At 66.2% G+C, this 18,087-nt stretch carries 21 protein-coding genes; 15 read left to right on the top strand and 6 right to left on the bottom strand.

Features of this window, described 5'->3' with window-relative positions:
- Positions 1–2 precede the first annotated feature (2 nt).
- From ACFVBH_RS27460 to ACFVBH_RS27445, 4 genes are all read right to left on the bottom strand, one after another.
- Positions 3–866 (bottom strand): ABC transporter permease, encoded by an 864-nt coding sequence (locus tag ACFVBH_RS27460; protein ID WP_354984895.1) that lies wholly within the window; start codon positions 864–866, stop codon positions 3–5.
- A 1-nt stretch (position 867) separates the two neighbouring features.
- The gene (locus ACFVBH_RS27455) at positions 868–1,707 is read right to left on the bottom strand and encodes an MlaE family ABC transporter permease (protein ID WP_379005907.1); all 840 of its coding nucleotides are present in this window, start codon (positions 1,705–1,707) and stop codon (positions 868–870) included.
- A gap of 348 nt (positions 1,708–2,055) precedes the next feature.
- Positions 2,056–2,244, bottom strand: a complete 189-nt coding sequence (locus ACFVBH_RS27450; RefSeq protein ID WP_354984894.1) for a hypothetical protein — start codon at positions 2,242–2,244, stop codon at positions 2,056–2,058.
- The gene (locus tag ACFVBH_RS27445; RefSeq protein WP_354984893.1) at positions 2,245–2,469 is read right to left on the bottom strand and encodes a hypothetical protein; all 225 of its coding nucleotides are present in this window, start codon (positions 2,467–2,469) and stop codon (positions 2,245–2,247) included.
- Positions 2,470–2,744: 275 nt separating this feature from the next.
- On the opposite strand from ACFVBH_RS27445, the gene ACFVBH_RS27440 reads away from it, so the two are divergent.
- The 4 genes from ACFVBH_RS27440 (at position 2,745) to ACFVBH_RS27425 (ending at position 5,361) form a co-directional block, all read left to right on the top strand.
- Entirely contained in the window at positions 2,745–3,503 is a 759-nt protein-coding gene (locus ACFVBH_RS27440) for an oxygenase MpaB family protein (RefSeq protein WP_379005831.1), read from the top strand.
- 104 nt (positions 3,504–3,607) lie between these two features.
- Positions 3,608–3,964 carry a hypothetical protein gene (locus tag ACFVBH_RS27435; RefSeq protein WP_379005829.1) on the top strand — a complete coding sequence of 119 codons (357 nt, stop codon included), beginning with the start codon at positions 3,608–3,610 and terminating at the stop codon, positions 3,962–3,964.
- A gap of 100 nt (positions 3,965–4,064) precedes the next feature.
- On the top strand, positions 4,065–4,508 hold the full coding sequence (locus ACFVBH_RS27430) for an SRPBCC domain-containing protein (RefSeq protein WP_354984890.1): 444 nt from the start codon (positions 4,065–4,067) through the stop codon (positions 4,506–4,508).
- 145 nt (positions 4,509–4,653) lie between these two features.
- Positions 4,654–5,361, top strand: a complete 708-nt coding sequence (locus ACFVBH_RS27425; protein WP_379005826.1) for a bleomycin resistance protein — start codon at positions 4,654–4,656, stop codon at positions 5,359–5,361.
- A 24-nt stretch (positions 5,362–5,385) separates the two neighbouring features.
- Here the strand turns inward: ACFVBH_RS27425 and ACFVBH_RS27420 are convergent, their stop codons facing one another.
- The gene (locus ACFVBH_RS27420; RefSeq protein ID WP_379005824.1) at positions 5,386–6,432 is read right to left on the bottom strand and encodes a TIGR03857 family LLM class F420-dependent oxidoreductase; all 1,047 of its coding nucleotides are present in this window, start codon (positions 6,430–6,432) and stop codon (positions 5,386–5,388) included.
- A gap of 288 nt (positions 6,433–6,720) precedes the next feature.
- Between ACFVBH_RS27420 and ACFVBH_RS27415 the strand changes: the two genes are divergently transcribed.
- The 3 genes from ACFVBH_RS27415 to ACFVBH_RS27405 are packed head-to-tail and all read left to right on the top strand — an operon-like array spanning position 6,721 to position 9,282.
- A complete protein-coding gene (locus ACFVBH_RS27415; protein ID WP_379005822.1) occupies positions 6,721–7,299 on the top strand; it encodes a TetR/AcrR family transcriptional regulator in 579 nt (192 codons plus the stop codon).
- A gap of 14 nt (positions 7,300–7,313) precedes the next feature.
- Positions 7,314–8,393, top strand: coding sequence for a phosphotransferase family protein (locus tag ACFVBH_RS27410; protein ID WP_379005820.1), 1,080 nt, complete (start codon positions 7,314–7,316; stop codon positions 8,391–8,393).
- Positions 8,394–8,421: 28 nt separating this feature from the next.
- The gene (locus tag ACFVBH_RS27405) at positions 8,422–9,282 is read left to right on the top strand and encodes a TIGR03619 family F420-dependent LLM class oxidoreductase (protein WP_379005905.1); all 861 of its coding nucleotides are present in this window, start codon (positions 8,422–8,424) and stop codon (positions 9,280–9,282) included.
- Between the two features lie 17 nt (positions 9,283–9,299).
- Here the strand turns inward: ACFVBH_RS27405 and ACFVBH_RS27400 are convergent, their stop codons facing one another.
- Positions 9,300–9,548 carry a hypothetical protein gene (locus tag ACFVBH_RS27400; RefSeq protein WP_379005818.1) on the bottom strand — a complete coding sequence of 83 codons (249 nt, stop codon included), beginning with the start codon at positions 9,546–9,548 and terminating at the stop codon, positions 9,300–9,302.
- 310 nt (positions 9,549–9,858) lie between these two features.
- Between ACFVBH_RS27400 and ACFVBH_RS27395 the strand changes: the two genes are divergently transcribed.
- The 8 genes from ACFVBH_RS27395 (at position 9,859) to ACFVBH_RS27360 (ending at position 17,776) form a co-directional block, all read left to right on the top strand.
- Positions 9,859–10,392 carry a MarR family winged helix-turn-helix transcriptional regulator gene (locus ACFVBH_RS27395; protein ID WP_379005816.1) on the top strand — a complete coding sequence of 178 codons (534 nt, stop codon included), beginning with the start codon at positions 9,859–9,861 and terminating at the stop codon, positions 10,390–10,392.
- 195 nt (positions 10,393–10,587) lie between these two features.
- Positions 10,588–11,910 (top strand): lipase family protein, encoded by a 1,323-nt coding sequence (locus ACFVBH_RS27390; protein WP_379005813.1) that lies wholly within the window; start codon positions 10,588–10,590, stop codon positions 11,908–11,910.
- Between the two features lie 201 nt (positions 11,911–12,111).
- The gene (locus tag ACFVBH_RS27385; protein ID WP_354984881.1) at positions 12,112–12,399 is read left to right on the top strand and encodes a hypothetical protein; all 288 of its coding nucleotides are present in this window, start codon (positions 12,112–12,114) and stop codon (positions 12,397–12,399) included.
- A gap of 105 nt (positions 12,400–12,504) precedes the next feature.
- Positions 12,505–12,897, top strand: coding sequence for a PPOX class F420-dependent oxidoreductase (locus ACFVBH_RS27380; RefSeq protein ID WP_379005811.1), 393 nt, complete (start codon positions 12,505–12,507; stop codon positions 12,895–12,897).
- A gap of 495 nt (positions 12,898–13,392) precedes the next feature.
- Positions 13,393–13,803, top strand: a complete 411-nt coding sequence (locus tag ACFVBH_RS27375) for a nuclear transport factor 2 family protein (protein ID WP_379005808.1) — start codon at positions 13,393–13,395, stop codon at positions 13,801–13,803.
- A 99-nt stretch (positions 13,804–13,902) separates the two neighbouring features.
- On the top strand, positions 13,903–15,195 hold the full coding sequence (locus ACFVBH_RS27370; RefSeq protein ID WP_379005806.1) for an acetyl-CoA carboxylase biotin carboxylase subunit family protein: 1,293 nt from the start codon (positions 13,903–13,905) through the stop codon (positions 15,193–15,195).
- Positions 15,196–15,281: 86 nt separating this feature from the next.
- Entirely contained in the window at positions 15,282–16,565 is a 1,284-nt protein-coding gene (locus ACFVBH_RS27365) for a hypothetical protein (RefSeq protein WP_354984877.1), read from the top strand.
- The gene (locus ACFVBH_RS27360; RefSeq protein ID WP_379005804.1) at positions 16,565–17,776 is read left to right on the top strand and encodes an MFS transporter; all 1,212 of its coding nucleotides are present in this window, start codon (positions 16,565–16,567) and stop codon (positions 17,774–17,776) included. Before ACFVBH_RS27365 ends, ACFVBH_RS27360 begins: the two co-directional genes overlap by 1 nt.
- The last annotated feature ends 311 nt before the right edge of the window (positions 17,777–18,087 follow it).

Here is an 18,087-nt window from a genome sequence, read left to right as displayed (position 1 = left end):
CGCTACCCCGAAATCCGGAAGCCGGGGTCGATTCCCCAGATCGCAAGTGTCAGAAAGAGATCGATGAACACCGTGACGACGATGACCATCTTGATCGCGCGTCCCGCCGCCACGCCCACGCCTTCGGGGCCGCCGGTGGCGACGAAGCCGTAGTAGCACTGGATGAACGTCGCGGTCATGACGAAGACGACGACCTTCAGCAGTGACCAGAACACGTCCGGGGCGAGCAGGAATTGGTAGAAGTAGTGGTCGTAGGTGCCGGTGGTGGTGCCGCCCAGAACCAGCACGGTGAGCTTGGTGATCAGGTAGGCCACGGCCAGCCCGACGCTGTACAGCGGGATGATGGTCAGCGTGGCCGCGATCATGCGGGTGCTGATCAGGTAGGGCAGCGGCCGGATGGCGATGGATTCGAGCGCGTCGATCTCGTCGGAGATGCGCATGGCCCCCAGCTGCGCGGTGAACCGGCATCCGGCCTGGATGGCGAAGGCCAGCGCGGCGATGATGGGCGCGAGTTCACGGGTGGTGGCGAAACCGGAGATCGCGCCGGTGAGCGGGCTCATGGTGAGCAGGTTCAGGGCGCTGTAGGACTCCATGCCGACGGTGATGCCGGCGAACGCGCACAGCGCGATCACGATGCCGATCGTGCCGCCGCCCACCACCAGTGACCCGTTGCCCCAGCCGACGTCGGCGGTCAGGCGCGCCACTTCCTTGCGATAGTGCTTGAGCACGAAGGGAATCGCGCCCATGGCCTGGAAGAAGGTCAAGACCTGGTGTCCCAGGCGCTGATTGGCCTGCACCGGAACCGCGACCGCACCGGCGATCACTTTCACCGGCCGCAGGGCCGGCGGGGTGTAGCTGCTGCTCACCTCAGATCACCTTCGTCGGCAGGATGGTGTTGTAGAGCTGGGTGATGATGATGTTCGTCGCGAAGAGCATGAGCGCCGAAGTCACCACGGCCGCGTTCACCGCGTTCGCGACGCCGCCGGGACCGCCGTGCGCGTGTAATCCGATGTCGCAGGCGATGATCGCGGTCAGCGCGCCGAATATCGCCGCTTTCACCAGCGCCACCACCAGATCGTTCGACACCGCGAAGGACGCGAACGAGGAAATGAACGAGCCCGGCGTGCCGGACTGGGCGTAGATATTGAAAATGTAGGCGGTCGCGAAACCGACGAAGACGATGAAGCCGCACAGCAGCATGCTCACCAGCACCGCGGCCAGCAATCGGGGTGCGACGAGCCTGCGCACCGGATCGACGCCCATCACCATCATGGCGTCGATTTCCTCGCGAATGGTCCGTGATCCCAGGTCGGCGCAGATCGCCGAACCCACGGCGCCGGCGATCATCAGCGAAGTCACCAGCGGCGCGCCCTGGCGGATGACGCCGAGTCCGGCCACCGAACCGATGAATGTGGTGGCGCCGACCTGATTGACCAGTGCGCCGATCTGAATCGAAACCACCACGGCGACCGGAATCGCCACCAGCACAGTCGGTATCGCCGAGACGCTGGTCATGAACGCGCACTGCTTGATGAATTCCTGATAGGGAAATCGCCTGCGCACCAATGAAACGATCAATTGCACGAACGCGTCCCGAGCCAAACTGACTTGGCGGCCCAGGGTTTCGAGTGAGCGCTGTGGATGATTGCGCCACAGCGTGGTCACGGTGGATGAAAGCTTCTCCAGCTCACCGGGTTCCGGAGGGATTGGTTCGGCGGTCGACTTCTTGTCCAAGGTGGCAGTCACGTGTCGACGATCCTTTCTTGCCGCTCATCGCCGCCACGGACCGTGAACGGCTCACCCGATGGCTCGAAGCGTGTGAAGTGTTACACACCGCGTGTCGGGTACACAAGTAATAAGTAACTGATCATTCTTGTGTGCGAACGCTCGGTGTGGTTGCTCGGCGGACTCGATGAGACGAGAGTATCCGCAGATCAAGCGGTTATTTGCTGCACAATTGAGAGCTTGCGGTGCCCGCATCCGTGGCTTACGGGGGATGCGGGACCGGTCAAGTAACTATCTATTCTTCGCTGTAGGAAGGCAGGTTGTGCTCGTTCAGCTCTGCTCGGAGTAGTGGTGCTCCAGCAGTACGAGCAGGAACCCGACCGCGGCGAGGCCGGCGGCCAGTGCGCTCAGCACCGCCAGCCACAGGCCGTAGCGGAGTACCGGATTTACTTTCGTTCGCCCACCGAGGATCTTCACGCCGATCACGAGGATGTCGATGAGCCAGACCAGGATCATCATCTACGTCATGCACACATTCGAGAAGGTGAGGATGGGCCAGCACACGATCGAACCCAGGAACGAGACGACCAGGTCGACGCCGTGCATCTGCTTCAGGTGTGAGGTGTGGGTGAGCGTCCACACGACGCCGATGAGCCCGTAGGGGATTCCCACGATGATGAGCGTGCCGAGGAACTCCGACACCTTCATTTCATAGCTGAGTAGTCGATCCAGCCGCTTGAGCATCTGGCACAGTCCTTTCGCGTACTTGCCCGGCCTCGAGGGCACGCGCGCGATCGCCGGCTCGGCGTGGTCGCGTCGTTGCTCCTGTTGCCACCTGCCCCTCGCGCTCCCCGCGAGGCGGCATAGCAGCGTATGTTACTCACAATTCTGCGTTTGTGAAGACGCATTCCGCGACCGGGCTCCCGGGGGCTTTCCCAGCATCATCCAAGCTGGTGGCATGTTGACGACCGGGTTCCCGGGTCTTAAGTTATGAGCCATTCACATGTTGGGGAGGCAATGTGCCCGAGCCGTCGCGCGTCGGTCCGCTACTGAGCAGGCACCTGGGTGATCGGAGATTCCTGCTGATGCTGCCCAGGGCACTGGGGGTGCAGGTGCTGGATCCGGTCATCGCGGCCGCATTGGCCGAGCACGCGCCGAGTCGGTTGTGGGAGCACAAGAAGCGAACCGTCAACCAGATGATCTATATGGCGCACATGGATCGGGACATGGCGGCGGTGATTCGCAATGGGCACGAGCACGTGAAGGGTGTCGGCGACGACGGGGCCCGCTACCACGCGCTCAATCCCGAGGTTTTTCTGTTTCAGCACGCCACCTATGTCGAATCGCTACTGACCGCCGCCGCGATATTCGGCCCTCCGATTCCGGAATCCGAACGCGTACAGTTCTATCGGGAGTGCTGCGATTGGTATCGCGGCTACGGAATCAGTGATCGGGCCCTTCCTCGATCCCTGCCGGATTTCGCCGAGTACTTCGAGTCGGCCTGCGCGGAACGATTGCGGCTCACGCCCGCGGGTGAGGTACTTGCCGCGCAGGTGCTGCGACCCGATGCCTGGCTGGCGCGCAACCTGCCGGCCGCGGCGGTGCGGGCCATGCAACACGAGCGGGTCGCGGAGCTGCTGGGTGTTCGGGTGGGCCGAGCGGACAGGGTGGCGCTGCGGACGGTCGCGGCGGGAGTGCGCCTGGGTTTCGCGGGTGCTCCCGGCCGGATCCGCCGTGTCCCGCAGGCGAGAATAGCAAGAATGTCTGGGCACTTATAGCCGCGACTTATCGTCTGTAGGTGGAGATTTAATGAATCACCCTGCGGAATGTGTAGTAACATAACCTCGGTCGGTCACGGCCGCTGCGCACATGGGAGGTTGGCGTGCACGACGAGATGCAGGGCAGATGCGACAACCTGTCGTGGCGCGGGATCGACGGTTCGCGGTCCGGTTCCGGCGGTACTGGGGGATCGCCGGCCCGGCCGCGGCTGTACGGCGGCAACGGACCACATCTCGCGATCGCCACCGTGCCGGATCGCGGGTTCCACCTGACTCGGGGCAGCGAGCCGGACGCCCCCGCGCCCCACGAAGGTGCGGGGGCGATCTGGAAGCGGCTGAGCTCAACCCTCGGGACCGAACTGACCGTCTTCGAATTCCTGGTCGTGCTGGGCGCTTTCGGTACGGTCCTGCTCGGCGCGCGAGGGATATGGACCGCGTTCGTCCGGCTCGTGCGCGGCTGACCGGTCGTACTGCGCACCGCGGCAAGGGAATCGGGTTGTCCGCGACGGTGTTCTCCAGGCAGGCCCGGTAGTCCGCCGCGTGCAGGAAGGAAGGCGCCCCATGGGATCCCTGGTATCGAGTAGGGAAATGCCCGGCACCCCGGAGATGGTCTTCGACGCGATCATCCGGCCGTCCACCTGGGCTCAATGGTTCAGCATCCATCGCGATTTCGTTCAACCACCCCCGGACCGGCTCACCGAAGGCGCCACCCTGGTCTCGCGGGTGGCCCTGCTGGGCTTGGACGACGAACTCGAATGGGTGGTGGAGGTCCTCGATGCGCCCTACCGAATCGTGTTGCTGGGCAGCGGAAACGGCGGCGTTCGAAGCGAGTTCACCTACTGGCTCCGCCCGTCACCCGAGGGCACCACCCTCACCATCGGCGGGGTCTTCACCGGCCCCCACATCACACCCGAGTACTCCGCGACCCTCGAGCGCCACGGTCGCGCCGAACTGGCCGACACCCTGGACCGTCTGGCCGCTGTCCTGGCGGCCGGCCGCGTGTGAGGTTCGCGCGCGCGATCGTGGCTGCTACCCCTGCGCCACGCAGGCCCAGCCCGCCGCAGATAGCTCTTTTTCGCCCGTGACCAGCTAGTGCAGTACTTCTCACAGCCATGTGCGCGTGCGTGATTCGAGCTCTAGCTTCGGAGAGATGGCGGAGAAAACAGTTCCCGGATTGAAAGCACGCGACGTGGGGCCGGTGGCGGAGTTCTATACCGCGCTCGGGTTCGAGATCACCTTCCAGCAGACCGCGCCGTATCAGTTCCTGAGTGTGCGCCGGGGTGGGATCGAGCTGAACTTCCACGGGCACAGGGACTTCGAGCCGGAGAGCTCGGAGCACGGCTGCGTCGTGCACACCGATCGGGTCGACCACCTGTACGCCGCGTTCAGCGCGGCGCTGGAGGCGAGGTTCGGCACGGTTCCCGTCGCGGGAGTGCCGCGGGTCGGAGCCCTCAAAGACATGACCTACGGTGTGCGCCAGTTCCTGCTGGTCGATCCGGGAGGCAACACCCTGCAGATCTGCCAGGAGATCAGCGTGGACCAAACCCACCGGCCGCCGCCGGCGGACGCGTTCGCCCGTGCGGTGCACATGGGTTCGCTCTTCGCGGACTCCAAGCAGGACCTGGACCGGGCCGTCAAGGTCCTGGACCGGGCGCTGCACCGGACCGATCAGCAGCCCACGCCGATGCAGCTGGTGCAATTGCTCGTCCTGCGCGCCGATGTGGCGATTCGACAGGGGCAGCGGGACGTCGCCGCCGGCCTCCTCGGCCGAATCGACGCCCTCGACCTGACGGCGGCGCAGCGACGGGACCTGGCCGACGAACTGCGCCGGGCACGCGAGCTCGCCCGCGGCCGCTAACCGTTCGAGCCCAGCCGAACTCGTCTATCGGACGGTTGCCGCCCCGTACTCAGCCAGGATCGGTTCGAGCTCGTCCGGGCTCGCGCCGTGCAGGATCACCCGGTCCGCGCCGTAGGAGAACTCGTCGCGGATCCGGGCCACGCATCGGTCCGGGGTGCCGGTGGCGGCCACCGACAGCCAGTCGGAGGGTAGGAGAGTCGCTATGTGCTCGAGTTGGGCGACGGTGGCCTTCGCGTCGATCGCCCCGGGGACCGACTGCACCACGGGATCGTCGCGAAAGCGTTGCAGGACAGCGGGATCCCAGTCGTTCGTGCGCAGGAGCAGCTCGCCGTAGCCCTGGAGGTAGGTGGCCAGGCGGCCGACCGTTTTGCGCAGGCGGTCGGCCTCGGGGAGGTGGTCGCCGACCGTCGCCAGGCAGGACCACACGCGTACCGCGTCGGGATCGCGGCCGGCCTGTTCGGCCGCGCGCTTCACCGTCGTCACGCAGCGGGTGAGGGTTTCGGGCGGGAAGTAGGTGTGCAGGATGACGTCGTCGAAGACGCGTCCGCCCAGAGCCAGGGTGCGGGGTCCGAAGGCCACCAGCGCCAGGGGGATGTCCTCGTCGAAATCGGCGTCCAGGAACAGCACCGGATAGCTGCCCATCGGACCGTCGTGGCCGATGATCGTCTCCCCGCGCCAGAGCCGCCGGGTGACCCGCGCCCAATCCTCCATGTGCGCGGTGGTGACCTCGGGGATGCCGAAGGCCGAATAGAGCGGCGCCACACCACGGCCGATGCCCATGGTGAATCTGCCGCCGGACAGGCGATGCATGGTCGTCGCCCAGGACGCGGTGACCAGCGGATGGCGGGTGTTGCAATTGGTCGCGGCGGTGGCGATCCGGATTCGCGAGGTCACCGCGCACGCGGCGCCCACGAGCGAGGACGCCTCCTTGACGTTCCAGCGCTCGGACAGGAACGCCGTGCCGAAGCCGAGTTCCTCGGCGCGCCTCGCCTCCTGGACCAGCGTCGCGGGGCCCGAGCCGCCCGCGCCCGCGAGCAGATAGCAGCCGAGTTCCTCGTGAACGGGTGCCATACCCAACTCCCTACCGAATGCCACACGGGCCGAAAGTTTCTCGACCGTGTTCCAGTGGCCGGCCGAGAGCGGGCGCCCGTGCCCGGGCGCCGAACCGTCTACCGACAGCGACAAGATAACAGTGTTATTGCCTCTGCGGGCGCGATCGGTGAAAGGAGATGGACCGGTGTGCCTGCTCAGTGGATTTCGCCGACCTCCGCATCACTTCCCCGGCTTTCCCCGCACGTTCTACATCGTTAACGTAACGTCGTTTCCGTCGCCGGTTCCGGGAGATGAGGAGTGATCACCGTGGCGAAACCGTTGCTGAGCTCGGACACCATCTTCGACGAGGCGCTGCGCATCCTCGCCGAACAGGGCGCCGCCGGCCTCACGATCCGCACTCTCGCCACCCAGCTGCGCTGCTCGAATTCCACCCTCTACCAACAGGTCGGCTCGGCGGAGCAGCTCACGCGCGGCGTTGTAGCGCACGCCTTCTCGCGGCTCGAGATCGCCTTCGACGACGACGCGGTATGGGAGATCGCCGTCCAGTCCTGGTGCCTGGCCCTGCGTGGCGCGCTGCTGGCCCAGCCCGAGCTGTGCAAACTCATGACCGTCGCCGACCGCGGCGTGGTCATCGACTACGCCGAACGCCTGCTGGTGGTGCTGGAGCGCAACGGCTTCAGCCGCACCCGCGCGATCGAGATCGGCGGCATCCTCGCACACGTCACCCTCAGCATGAGCCTGTCCGACATCGCGGCTCCGGGGGAGTGGGACGACCCCCGGGTCTTCGCCACCACGGTGCGCTGGCTCATCCACGGCATGGCGCTGACCCGCGCCGAAGAACTGCTCGGCGGAGCCCGGAGCGATCCGCCCGCCACCACCCGGTAAGCAAGGACACGAGCATGAACACATCCACGGCCGCCGCGCAGCCGCTGCCCTCGACGCCGGAGCACATCACCCCTGAATGGCTCGGTTCCGTTCTGGGCGAGCGGATCTCGTCGGTGCGGATCGAGCCGATCGGGACCGGCCAGACCGGCGCCACCTACCGCGTGACGCCCACCTACGAGGTTCCGGGTTCGTGCCCGGCCACGCTGGTGGCCAAACTCCCCTCGCAGGAACCGGGGGTTCGCGAACGCGTCGCGCTGGGATATCGCGCCGAACACGCCTTCTATACCCGGGTCGCCGACACGGTCGCGGTCGCGGTCCCCGAGGTCTACCACTGCGCCATCTCCGACGACGGTTCCGAATTCGTGCTGCTGGTGGCGGATCTGACCCCCGCGGTGCAGGGCGATCAGATCCGCGGCTGCGGGGCCGAGGACGCGCTGCTCGCCGTCGAAGCCCTGGCCGGCCTGCACGGACCGCGCTGGTGCGATCCGGCGTGGCTGTCGTTCGAAGGCATCGCCATGCCCAAAGCCGACGCGGACTTCGCTCGCGGCATGGGAACCCTCGCCGGGATCGCTCTGGAGAAAACACTTTCCGGTCTGGGGGATCGCATCGGCGACGCGGATCGAGCCGTGCTCGCCGCCGCCGCCGATCTCATCGAGCCCTGGCTCGGTCTGGACGCGGACCGCTTCTGTCTGCTGCACGGCGACTATCGACTCGACAACCTCCTGTTCCACCCCGCCGGTGACGCGGTCACCGTGGTCGATTGGCAGACCCTCACCGTCGGATTGCCCGCCCGCGACCTCGCGTACTTCCTGGCCACGAGCATGACGCCGGAGGCCCGCGAACGCAGCGAGCACGACCTGGTCGCCGCCTACCATCGGCGATTGCGCGAGCACGGGGTCCGCGACTTCGACTTCGATCGGTGCTGGACCGACTACCGGGTCGGCATGCTCCAGGTCCCGATGCTGATCACCTTCGGCTACGCCTTCACCGCCGCGACCGGACGCGGCGACGACATGATGCTCACCATGATCGAGCGCGGCTGCCACGCCATCCGTCACCTCGAAACAATTTCCCTGACAACGCAACTCGTGTAACGGTGTGCTGACCACTGGAGAGACAACGATGCGGTTCTACATCAGCACCGGCTTCCTGGCGACCCGGGAGATCCCCGAGATCGCCCGGGCCGCCGACGCTCTCGGCTACGACGGGATGGGCCTGCCCGATCACGTGGTGAACCTCGCCGAACTGGAAACGCCCTACCCCTACACCCGCAGCGGCAAGCGCCGCTGGGATCCGTTCGCGGACTGGCCCGACCCCTGGGTGCTGATCGGCAGCCTGGCCCAGGTAACCACCCGCCTGCGCTTCGTCACCACCGTGTACATCCCCGCGATGCGCGAGCCCTACGCCGCCGCGAAATCGATCGGAACCGCCGCGGTGCTCGCGGACGGGCGCGTCGAACTCGGCGTCGGAGTCGGCTGGTGCCGCGAGGAATTCGAGCTCCTGGGGCGGCCGTTCGATCGCCGCGGCAAACGCACCGAGGAACTGATCGAACTCATGCGCCGCCTGTGGGAACCTGGCTGGACCGAATTCGAGGGCGAGTTCTTCCACACCCCGAAACTGGCGATGAGCCCGCCCGCACCGCAAATCCCGATCCTGGTCGGTGGGCTGACCGATATCGCCCTGGCCCGCGCGGCCCGCTACGACGGCTGGATCGGCGACCTCACCTCCACCGACAAGGCCATCGCCACCGCGGCGAAACTCCGCGAGTACCGCACGGCCGCGGGTCTGTCGATGGACGACTTCACCGTCATGGCCCCGCTGACCGACGCGCTGACCATCGACGACTACGCCCGCGCCGAAGCCGGCGGCATCACCCACATCCTGACCATGCCGTGGATGTTCTACACGGGCCCGGATGCGACGACCGCGCAGAAGATCGCCGACATGGAACGCTTCCGCCACGACCTGAAACTCGATCGATAGCCGCGCGGACCGGTCGCTCAGGCCGGCTCGTCGCGGCGCGCGTGGCGTCCACTCGTGCTGTGCGCCACCGACACCTGCGGCAGGCGGGGCGCCTCCGGCGTCCGGCTCGACGCCGCCGGCCCGGCCACGGCGTCGGACCAGCGCGGGAGTTCCTGCGTCGGCGCGTCGAGTTCCCGGCGAATGTGGCCGAGGAACTCCTCGAGTGAGTTGTAGCGATCCAGGATCTGGACCAGCAGCTGGAGTGCACTGCTGGGTGTGGTGCGCACAGCCGTCATCATCACCGCCGAAGTCAGGGAGCCCGGAGAGGCTCGAACAGAACATGGCCCCGAAGTGCTTCCGGGTACGAACGAGTACTGCCCGGTGGTAACCGGCTCGGCCGGTTGGACCGTGGGCACCGACTCCGATGGTCGGCGACGCCCGCTGACAGGCTAGATCGAACGCACGGTCGACACGGGTAAATCGGCGTGCTTGGCACGCAATGTCACCCGTGTCCGGTACCCCGCGTGTCAGATGTCTGGCAGATAGCCAGGTGCGGCGGCATTTTCGCTCGAATCGAACGGCGGTTCCGGCGGTAGAGTGAGCGGGCCGGAGATCGATCCGGTCCGCGGGCAGAGCGAGGTGACGATTCCCATCGAGGCGCTCGAATTCGAGGCGATGTTGCTCGGTCGCTACAGCCTCATCTCCCGCAAAGGCGTCGGACAGCTGGATCGCAGCGCCTACGTGCTGCTGCAGCGCCTCGGCGACGGCCCGATGTCCATCGGCCAGCTCAGTGAAGCGCTGGGCCTGGACGTTTCCACGCTCAACCGCCAGACCGCGACGATGCTGAAAGCCGGACTGCTCGAACGCATTCCGGATCCCGACGGCGGTATTGCCCGAAAGTTCCGGGCCACCGACGCGGGCCGCGGCAGGATGGCTGCCGAGCGGGCATCGGGGATCCACCATCTCGGCGTGATTCTGTCCGATTGGCCCGAGTCCGAGATCGCCGCGCTCGCGGACCACCTGCGGCGATTCAATTCCGCCATCGAGCACTATCACGGTCGGTCGTGGCCGCGCGACGGCGTGAGCGGCGATGTTTGCGGGCCGAGTGCCGTGGCTCACCTCGAGCTATAGTAACTTCGTTACCGGTAACTGAGTTACCAGCAACACACTGTGCGCGGCCCGTGCGAAACACGCGGGTTGCCGCCGAGCCCCCGTGCCACCCGCACTCCTCGGCCGCGCAGGCCTCGTCCCGGCAGCGGACACCACGAGTACCGCCTGCCGGCCTGCGCCACAGCTGTTCCGATCTTGTAGAGAAAGACGACGACGATGTCAGTCGAAACAACAGCGCGGCACCGCGCGGTCCGGCGCCTGCTGGCGATGACCGCGGCGGTGTGCATGGGAGCCGGGCTCGTGAGCGCCGCCGCCGTTCCGGCGCAGGCCGCCCCCGCCGAAGACTTCTACCTGCCGCCCGCGCAATTCGATACCGCCGCCGGAGCGGTCATCAAGACCGCCGATCTGCCGGTGTATCTGGCCCAGCCCGGCGGCGACGGGCAGTGGCCCCTCGCGGCCAAGACCGTCATGTACACCACCCGCACCCAGGACGACGCCCCGATCGCGGTGACGGGCACCTACATCGACGCCACCCAGCCCTGGCAGGGGAAGGGCCCGCGCCCGACCGTGGTCATCGCCCCCGGCACCACCGGGCAGGGCGATCAGTGCGCGCTGTCCAAGGCGTTCACCCTCGGCATGTACCTGGACATCACCCCGCCGACCCTGTCCGCGAACCAGGAAGCGCTGTCCGCGATGGCGTGGAACCACCTGGGCGCGCGGGTCTTCGTGCCCGACTACATCGGCATGGGCACCCCCGGGGTGCACACCTATGCCAATCGCATCGAAGAGGCGCACGCGGTGCTGGACGCCGCTCGCGCCGCGAACACCCTCGCCGGCAGCGGGTCGCAGACCCCGATCGCGTTCTGGGGCTACTCCCAGGGCGGCGGCGCGACCGCCGCGGCCGCGGAGATGGCGCCGAGCTACGCCCCCGAGCTGAACCTCAAGGGCACCTGGGCCGGTGCCCCGACCGCGGACCTGTCCGAGATCCTCGGTGAGATCGAGGGCGCGCTCATCGGCGGCGCGATCGGCTTCGCGCTCAACGGTTTCGTCGCCCGCTACCCGGATCTGAAGCCGATCCTGGACGCGCGCACCACCGCCGAGGGCAAGAGCCTGCTGGCGACCCTGGAGAACGAGTGCATCGCCGATGTGATCATGCGGCACCCGTTCCTGCGCACCACCGGTCTGACGGTCGATCAGCGCCCGCTCACCGAGCATCTGCGTGAGATCCCCGAGGTGACCACGATTTTGGCCCAGCAGCGCATCGGCACCCTCACCCCGCGCAGCCCGGTCCTGATCACCAGCGGCATCAACGACGACACCGTCCCCTACGCCCAGACCCGCAAGCTCGCGGACAACTGGTGCGGCGCGGGAGCGACGGTGACCTTCCGCACCAACCATCTGCCGCCGATCCTGCCGAAAGCCACGCTGCCCAACCACTTCGGCCCCGAGCTGATCGACGGTTTCGGCACGAACAACGCGATCAACTACCTGCTGGATCGCCTGAACGACGTTCCCCTGCAAGGCTGCACGATCGATTGACCCACCCGGATCACCATCGCGACGAGGGGTCGGCGGTGATCCGGCAGAGCCCTTCTCGCGCATGAAAACCGGCGGCGAACCCACCTCGGGTTCGCCGCCGGTTCGCGTGGTGTGCATCATTGCGCGACCGCGAATGCTGCGCGACGCGCTCGGTTCCGGTATGAACTGAGCTGCGAACGCACCTCTGGACAGGAGACGACCATGCAGGAGAGCCCCACCCAGGTTTCGGAACTCTCCGAGATCGACGCGAGCACGGCCATCGCCCTGGTGCGATCCAAGGCCCCGGAGACCCGGTTCGGCCGCTTCACCGCCCGCCGTCCCGACAACGGTAAGTACGTGCAGGTCAACAGAATCGACGCCAACGGCACCGTGCTGTCCGGCGGCTGGACCTTCCTCGTGGACACCGCCAAACAGGTCGTCGTGCGCACCGCGGTGAACCCGGAGAGCTTCGACACCAGAGCCGCGGTCCGTCAGGGCACGGTCTGCTGATCGGCACACGCTGCCGGTTCGGCGGGGGCCGGATGAGCGATCCGGATATGAAGTCGAGCGCTCCGAACATCGGCCCCGCCACCGCCCGCGCGTAGGTTCGGATGGATGACCGAACTTCCCGAGAATCTGCGGAACATGCTGGACGGCAAGAACTTCGCGGTCGTCGCGACTTTGAACGCGGACGGTTCGCCCCACACCTCGGTGGTCTGGGTGGACCACGACGACGACGCGGTCGTGTTCACCACCACCGCCCAGCGCCGCAAGGGCCGCAACCTCGCCCGTGATGCCCGAATCAGCGTGACCGTCCTCGACGCCCGGGATCCCTACCGCACCATCGACATCGCTGGCCTCGCCGAACTCGTCCCGGATCCGGACAAACGGCTTCCGGCTCGGCTGTCACGCAAATACATCGGGGAGCTGCCACCGCCCGAGTCCAGGGACGTGCGGCGGCTGATCGTGCGGGTCGTTCCACAGCGGATCACCGGCTTCGGCGCTTGAGCTGAACCCGGTCGGCTGGGTCTCGCGGATCTGCTGAATTCGTCACCGGCTCGGCCACCGGCGTGACCTGGTTCCGACGTTCGCCTTCGCTGCGACCTCGTCGGAAATCTTCGCGAGCAACGGGTTGATAGTCGGCCCAGGGAGACGACCGGACCCGTCACCAGCGTGAATCGCCGGACTTCCCCCGTGTGTGCGGGAGCAGTGCGGATCTCATCCGTGCGCAGGGATTTGATTGGCGCAGATCATCCAGCGCTCGCGCTGGGTCGTGTTCGTTCGGATACGAGGAGGGCAGAAGCTCGGTGCACCGGGCACCCGGGGTCGGTGTAATGCCGACGGCGTCGGACCGCACTGCCGCCGCGGCGACGGCTCTTCCCGCTCATGAGAAGTGCGAGGCTGGGGGACTGCCTAGAGTTCTCCCCGTCGAACTCGTGCGATATCGAAATCGTTGGTCCGAACTCGGCTACGCGGGTGCAGGATCTTCCAACAGGGGAGCGAATGACAACTCCTGCCCAGCAGGTCACCGACGGCTTCGAATCCACCGGGTGCGACCGGGGTGACGCCGAACGCGCCGTGCTCAGCTACTACCGCCTGGTCGATGACGAGAAGTTTGTCGACCTGATACAACTCTTCGCGCCGGCCGCAGAATACCGCCGACCCGGCTACGAGCCGTTCATTGGGCGACCGGCGCTGACGGACTTCTATTACAGGCAACGGGTCATCACCAGAGGCCGGCATTCGATCTCGAGCCTGGTCGTCGACCATCGAACCGTCGCTGTTAGAGGTCGTTTCACAGGCGCAACGCGGGGTGCCGGCTCGGTGAATCTCCGGTTCGCGGACTTCTTCGTTCTGGACTCGAGTGGCTTGTTCGCCGCGCGGGAGACGTTCTTCTTCGTCCCTTCCGTCTGACCCGTGCGATCCGGGTGGATCCACCTGCACCACAACCTGATTCACAAACTCCAGTACCGCCCGTGCACGCGGGATCAGACTTCGACAGAAGGCCGGAATGTGGTAACCCTGATCGCCTCCACCCGCCCGAAACTGGTGGTGGACTATCTGAAACCGATTGATGGTCCGGTGCAGTACTTGATTCCGGCCGGAACCGAATCGATATGGCGATCCGCTGGAATCACCGCGCCCCTGCGCACCGTCGATTCCTGGACCGATTTCAACGCGCTGGTTGCCGCCGTGTCAGGTATTCCGATCACCCGGATTCTCGCCACGGACGAATCGACCATCGCGGCGGCCGGCTTCCTGCGCTCGATACTCGATGTGCCGGGACAGAAGTGGGAACAGGCCTTGGCTTTCACGGACAAGGCAGTAATGAAGCGCAGGTTGCGTGATGCGGGCATCGCGGTTGCCCGGTGGTCGGTTGTTCATACGTTTGCCGAGGCCGCTCGGGCAGGCGATGAACTCACCTGGCCTGTCGTGTTCAAGCCGCGGCGGGGCCAGAGCACGATCGGTACCACGCGGGTGGAATCGGTCGAACATTTGAGCCATCTGATAGCGACCGGAAGATTCGATGCCCACACGGTGGTAGGTGACCTCGAACTGGCACAACAGGCTTCGGGAGTCTTCGAGGCACTGACCGCAAGCGTCGACGGGTTTTTGGTCGAAGAATGCGTTGACGTTGCGGTCGAGTACACATGTGATATCGCCGTCCGATCAGAACAGTCGGTACTCGTGCTCACCACGCAGTACCTGAGCCCATTGCTGGACGCGGTGGGGCGGGGTGAAGTCGCCGAGTTCATCACGGTCCCGTGTGACAGTCCGGAGGCGGTCGCCGTGCAGCTCATCACCCGCCGTGCCATGGCAGCGCTCGAGCTGACAACTGGACAGGTGCACTGTGAGGTGTTTCGGACCAAGACCGGTGAGTATGTGCTCGGTGAAATCGGCGCGCGTGCGGGCGGTGCGGCGCTGCCGGCGCTATCCGCACTTCTTTTCGGTGCGAACACCATCGAGGTTGGATTCGATCTCGCACTCGGACGGCCGCCGGCCGCCGTGCATGAAGGAACCGCAACACCGATCGCAGCGGTCGGCGTGCCGATGAAGTGCGGACGTGTCACGCACGTACCGACGCTGGCGCAGCTCGAGGCGCTGCCCGGTGTCATACGCGCCGAGATTCGGACACGGATCGGGCAACGGAGCGGCGGCGGGCTCGCGGCCGCCGATGCGGCCGCGTACCTGTTCGTCACCGCCGAACACGAGCCGATCGAACCTGTAATGGACCGCGCCCGAGCTGCCGCCGCCGAGTTGTTCGCCTTCGACGACTCCGAGAGGGAGCCGGCAATGGTTCGTTGATCTCGTCGGACCCTGGAGCGTGCGCGTACAGCGCTTCTCGCACCGGCGCCACCGTCCCAATCGCCAGCACTACACGGAAGGTCACGATGGTCACCTTGATCGTTACACCCGGCCCACGATTCGCCACGCCGTACCTGGACCGAATCGAGGGTCCTGCCTGCTGTGTTATTCCGGCGGGCACCGAGCACCTGTGGGTCGGAGTGCCGGTACCGCTGCTCACGGTGACCTCCTGGACCGATTACAGTCAGCTCGCTCAGCGCGTAGCGCCGCTGCCCACCGTCACCCGTGTCATCGGTCCGCATGAAACTACGACCGCAGCAGCGGGATTCCTGAGTTCTCTGTTGGGAGCGCGCGGTCGCGATTGGGCTCAGTCCGTGGCATTCACCGATAAAGCGGTGATGAAGCGCAGATTGCACGAGGCCGGGATCCCGGTCGCGCGCTGGGCGGTCGTGCACTCGATCGGTGACATCGCGGCGGCCGCGGACGAACTCGGCTGGCCCGTCGTGGTGAAGCCCCGCCGCGGCTGCGGGACCCTGGGCACGCATCGCATCGGCGATGCTGGACACTTACGTCAGCTCAGGACTGCGGGAGCGTTCGCCGCGCGCACCGCGCCCGAGGATGTCGATGAGACCCTGCGCGCCGCCGGGGTTTACGGCAGCCTGGACTCCACCGCCGATGGATTTCTGGTGGAGCAGTACATCGACATCCTCGCCGAATACACCTGCGATATTGTGACCTGGCCGGACCGATCGCGAATCACCCTGGTAACCGAGCATGCCAGGCCATTGCTCGACGCAGTTCAGGAGGGACAGGCCGCAGAGCACGTCACGCTCGGTGACGACAGTCCTGTCGCGGCGGACGTCATTGCCCTGACTCTCCGTGCGCTCGACATCCTGGGCGATCCACACAGCCCGGTGCACTGTGAGGTCTTCCTAACGCGCGATGGCGACTATGTGCTGGGCGAAATCGCTTGTCGCGAAGGCGGAACGGCACTGCCGGTGGTGTGTGAAATGCTGTTCGGAGTCAACACCTTCGACGCCGGGATCGACCTCGCGTTGGAGCGGGAGCTGCCCACCCCTACCGATCGGCGATACGAGGCAATTGCCACCGTAGCTCTGGTACCGGCACACGGAATTGTGCGCCGGGTCCCCGCGAGGTCCGAACTAGAGGCACTACCCGGAGTTCTCAGGGCAGAGACACGGGTGCGCGAGAACGACTATTTAGGACGTGGCCGGGGCTCTGCGGCTGCTGCCGGATATCTCTTCCTGGAACCGGATCCGAGGTGGCCGCTCGAGGCACAGCGGGCAGAGATCCGTGCGTTGGCAGAGCCGCTGTTCTCGGTTGAACCCGAGCCGATTTCAGTACCGTGATGTACGAGCCCGAGGGCGCCAGCGTTTCCGGTCGACCGGTATACGGATATCCGGCGGTCCTACTGCTCGCTTCGACCCTGGCCGCGTGCGTCGGCGGGATAATCATGCCAGTCGTCGAACTCATTCGCCACGACCTCGGCATCAGTGCGACAGCGGTTGGCATCTTGGTAGCCGCGCATGCGGGGGTCATCGTAGTGGTCAGCCCATTCGTGGGCCGCGCCACCGACCGCTGGGGAGTTCGGCATCTGCTGGGAATGGGTCTGCTTCTCTATGGTGTCGCGGGGGGAGTGGGGACTGTGACCGACTCGTATCCGATCCTGCTCACCAGCCGTGTGCTTCTCGGCGCCGGGGCCGCAGCAGTATTCAGTGTCACCACCGTGGCGCTCCTGGCGATGGGAGCCGGGCGGGACCAGGATCGGATGATCGGCTGGCGCACCACGGCGATGACAGTCGGCGCGGTGGCCTGGCCGCTGTTGGCGGGCGCGCTTGGTGCGTTCGACTGGCATGCTACGTTCGGCCTCTACCTGCTCGGTATCCCGCTGGGAATCGCGGCTCTGATATGGGCGCCGCCCGAGCAGCCGCGCCGTTCCGAAAATTGCGAGCGCCGCGGTTCCACGGTGGAATTGCTTCGGCGTCACCCAACCCTGAGCGCTTGGTACGCGATGACCGCGGCATCCGGCTTGACCACGTACGGTCTCATCGTCTTCCTACCCGGGCGACTCGCCCAGGCCGGAATCGTGAACCCCATGTTCGTGTCGCTGTTCCAAGTCGGATTGTTCGCATTCGCTGGAGTCATCGGCGCTGTGTTCGTCCACATAGCAGCGTGCGTCGGGTTCGGCGTCCTGCTGCGCATCGTGTGGGCTTGCCGGGCAGTGGCTTTCACCATACTTGCGCTCAGCACCCAACCTTTGCTCCTGTTGGCCGCGACCGCGTTGGTCGGAATCAGTAACGGGCTATCGCTGCCTGTGACGACACTTCTCATCGGGGAGACACCGGAACCGACGCGGCGCGGGCTGGCGGTGTCGCTCGCCGGGACGGCCCTGTTCGTGGGACAGGGTCTGACGCCGGTGGTTTTCGGCCCGATCATGCATGCAGCGTCTCTAACGACTGCGTTCCTGGTGGTCGCTGCGGGTTCGTGCTGCATTCTGCTACTGCTTGCACGCCGGCGGATCGCAGATCCACGGATTGCGAAAGCTGTTGCGCCCCGATGAGCTCTAGCTCGGTCTCGGACAATACGTTCCGGTCCGATGTCAGCGGCGCGTGGTGGTGGACGTTCGAACATGTCCGCGCGGCTGTCCCGCATGCCTGTCGGCGAACCGCCGCCCCCGGAAGACTCGGCGGTGCGACCCCTGATCGTTCCGGTGGTGCCGTAGCAGATCACGACCCACGGTGTCTGAGCGGTACCTCACCTCCCGCGACTCGAACCGGTCACATCGTCTGGGACGGGTGATCACTGGTCCGGCGGCGAGCGAGCCGGCCGAGTGACGCGGGCCGAACATCCAGACCGTTCAGCTATTACAGC

Origin of the sequence: Nocardia sp. NPDC057668, assembly GCF_042799795.1 — a bacterium.
Lineage (GTDB): Bacteria > Actinomycetota > Actinomycetes > Mycobacteriales > Mycobacteriaceae > Nocardia.
The sequence above is the reverse complement of the archived record's forward strand: the minus strand, read 5'-3'. Positions and strand labels throughout refer to the sequence as shown.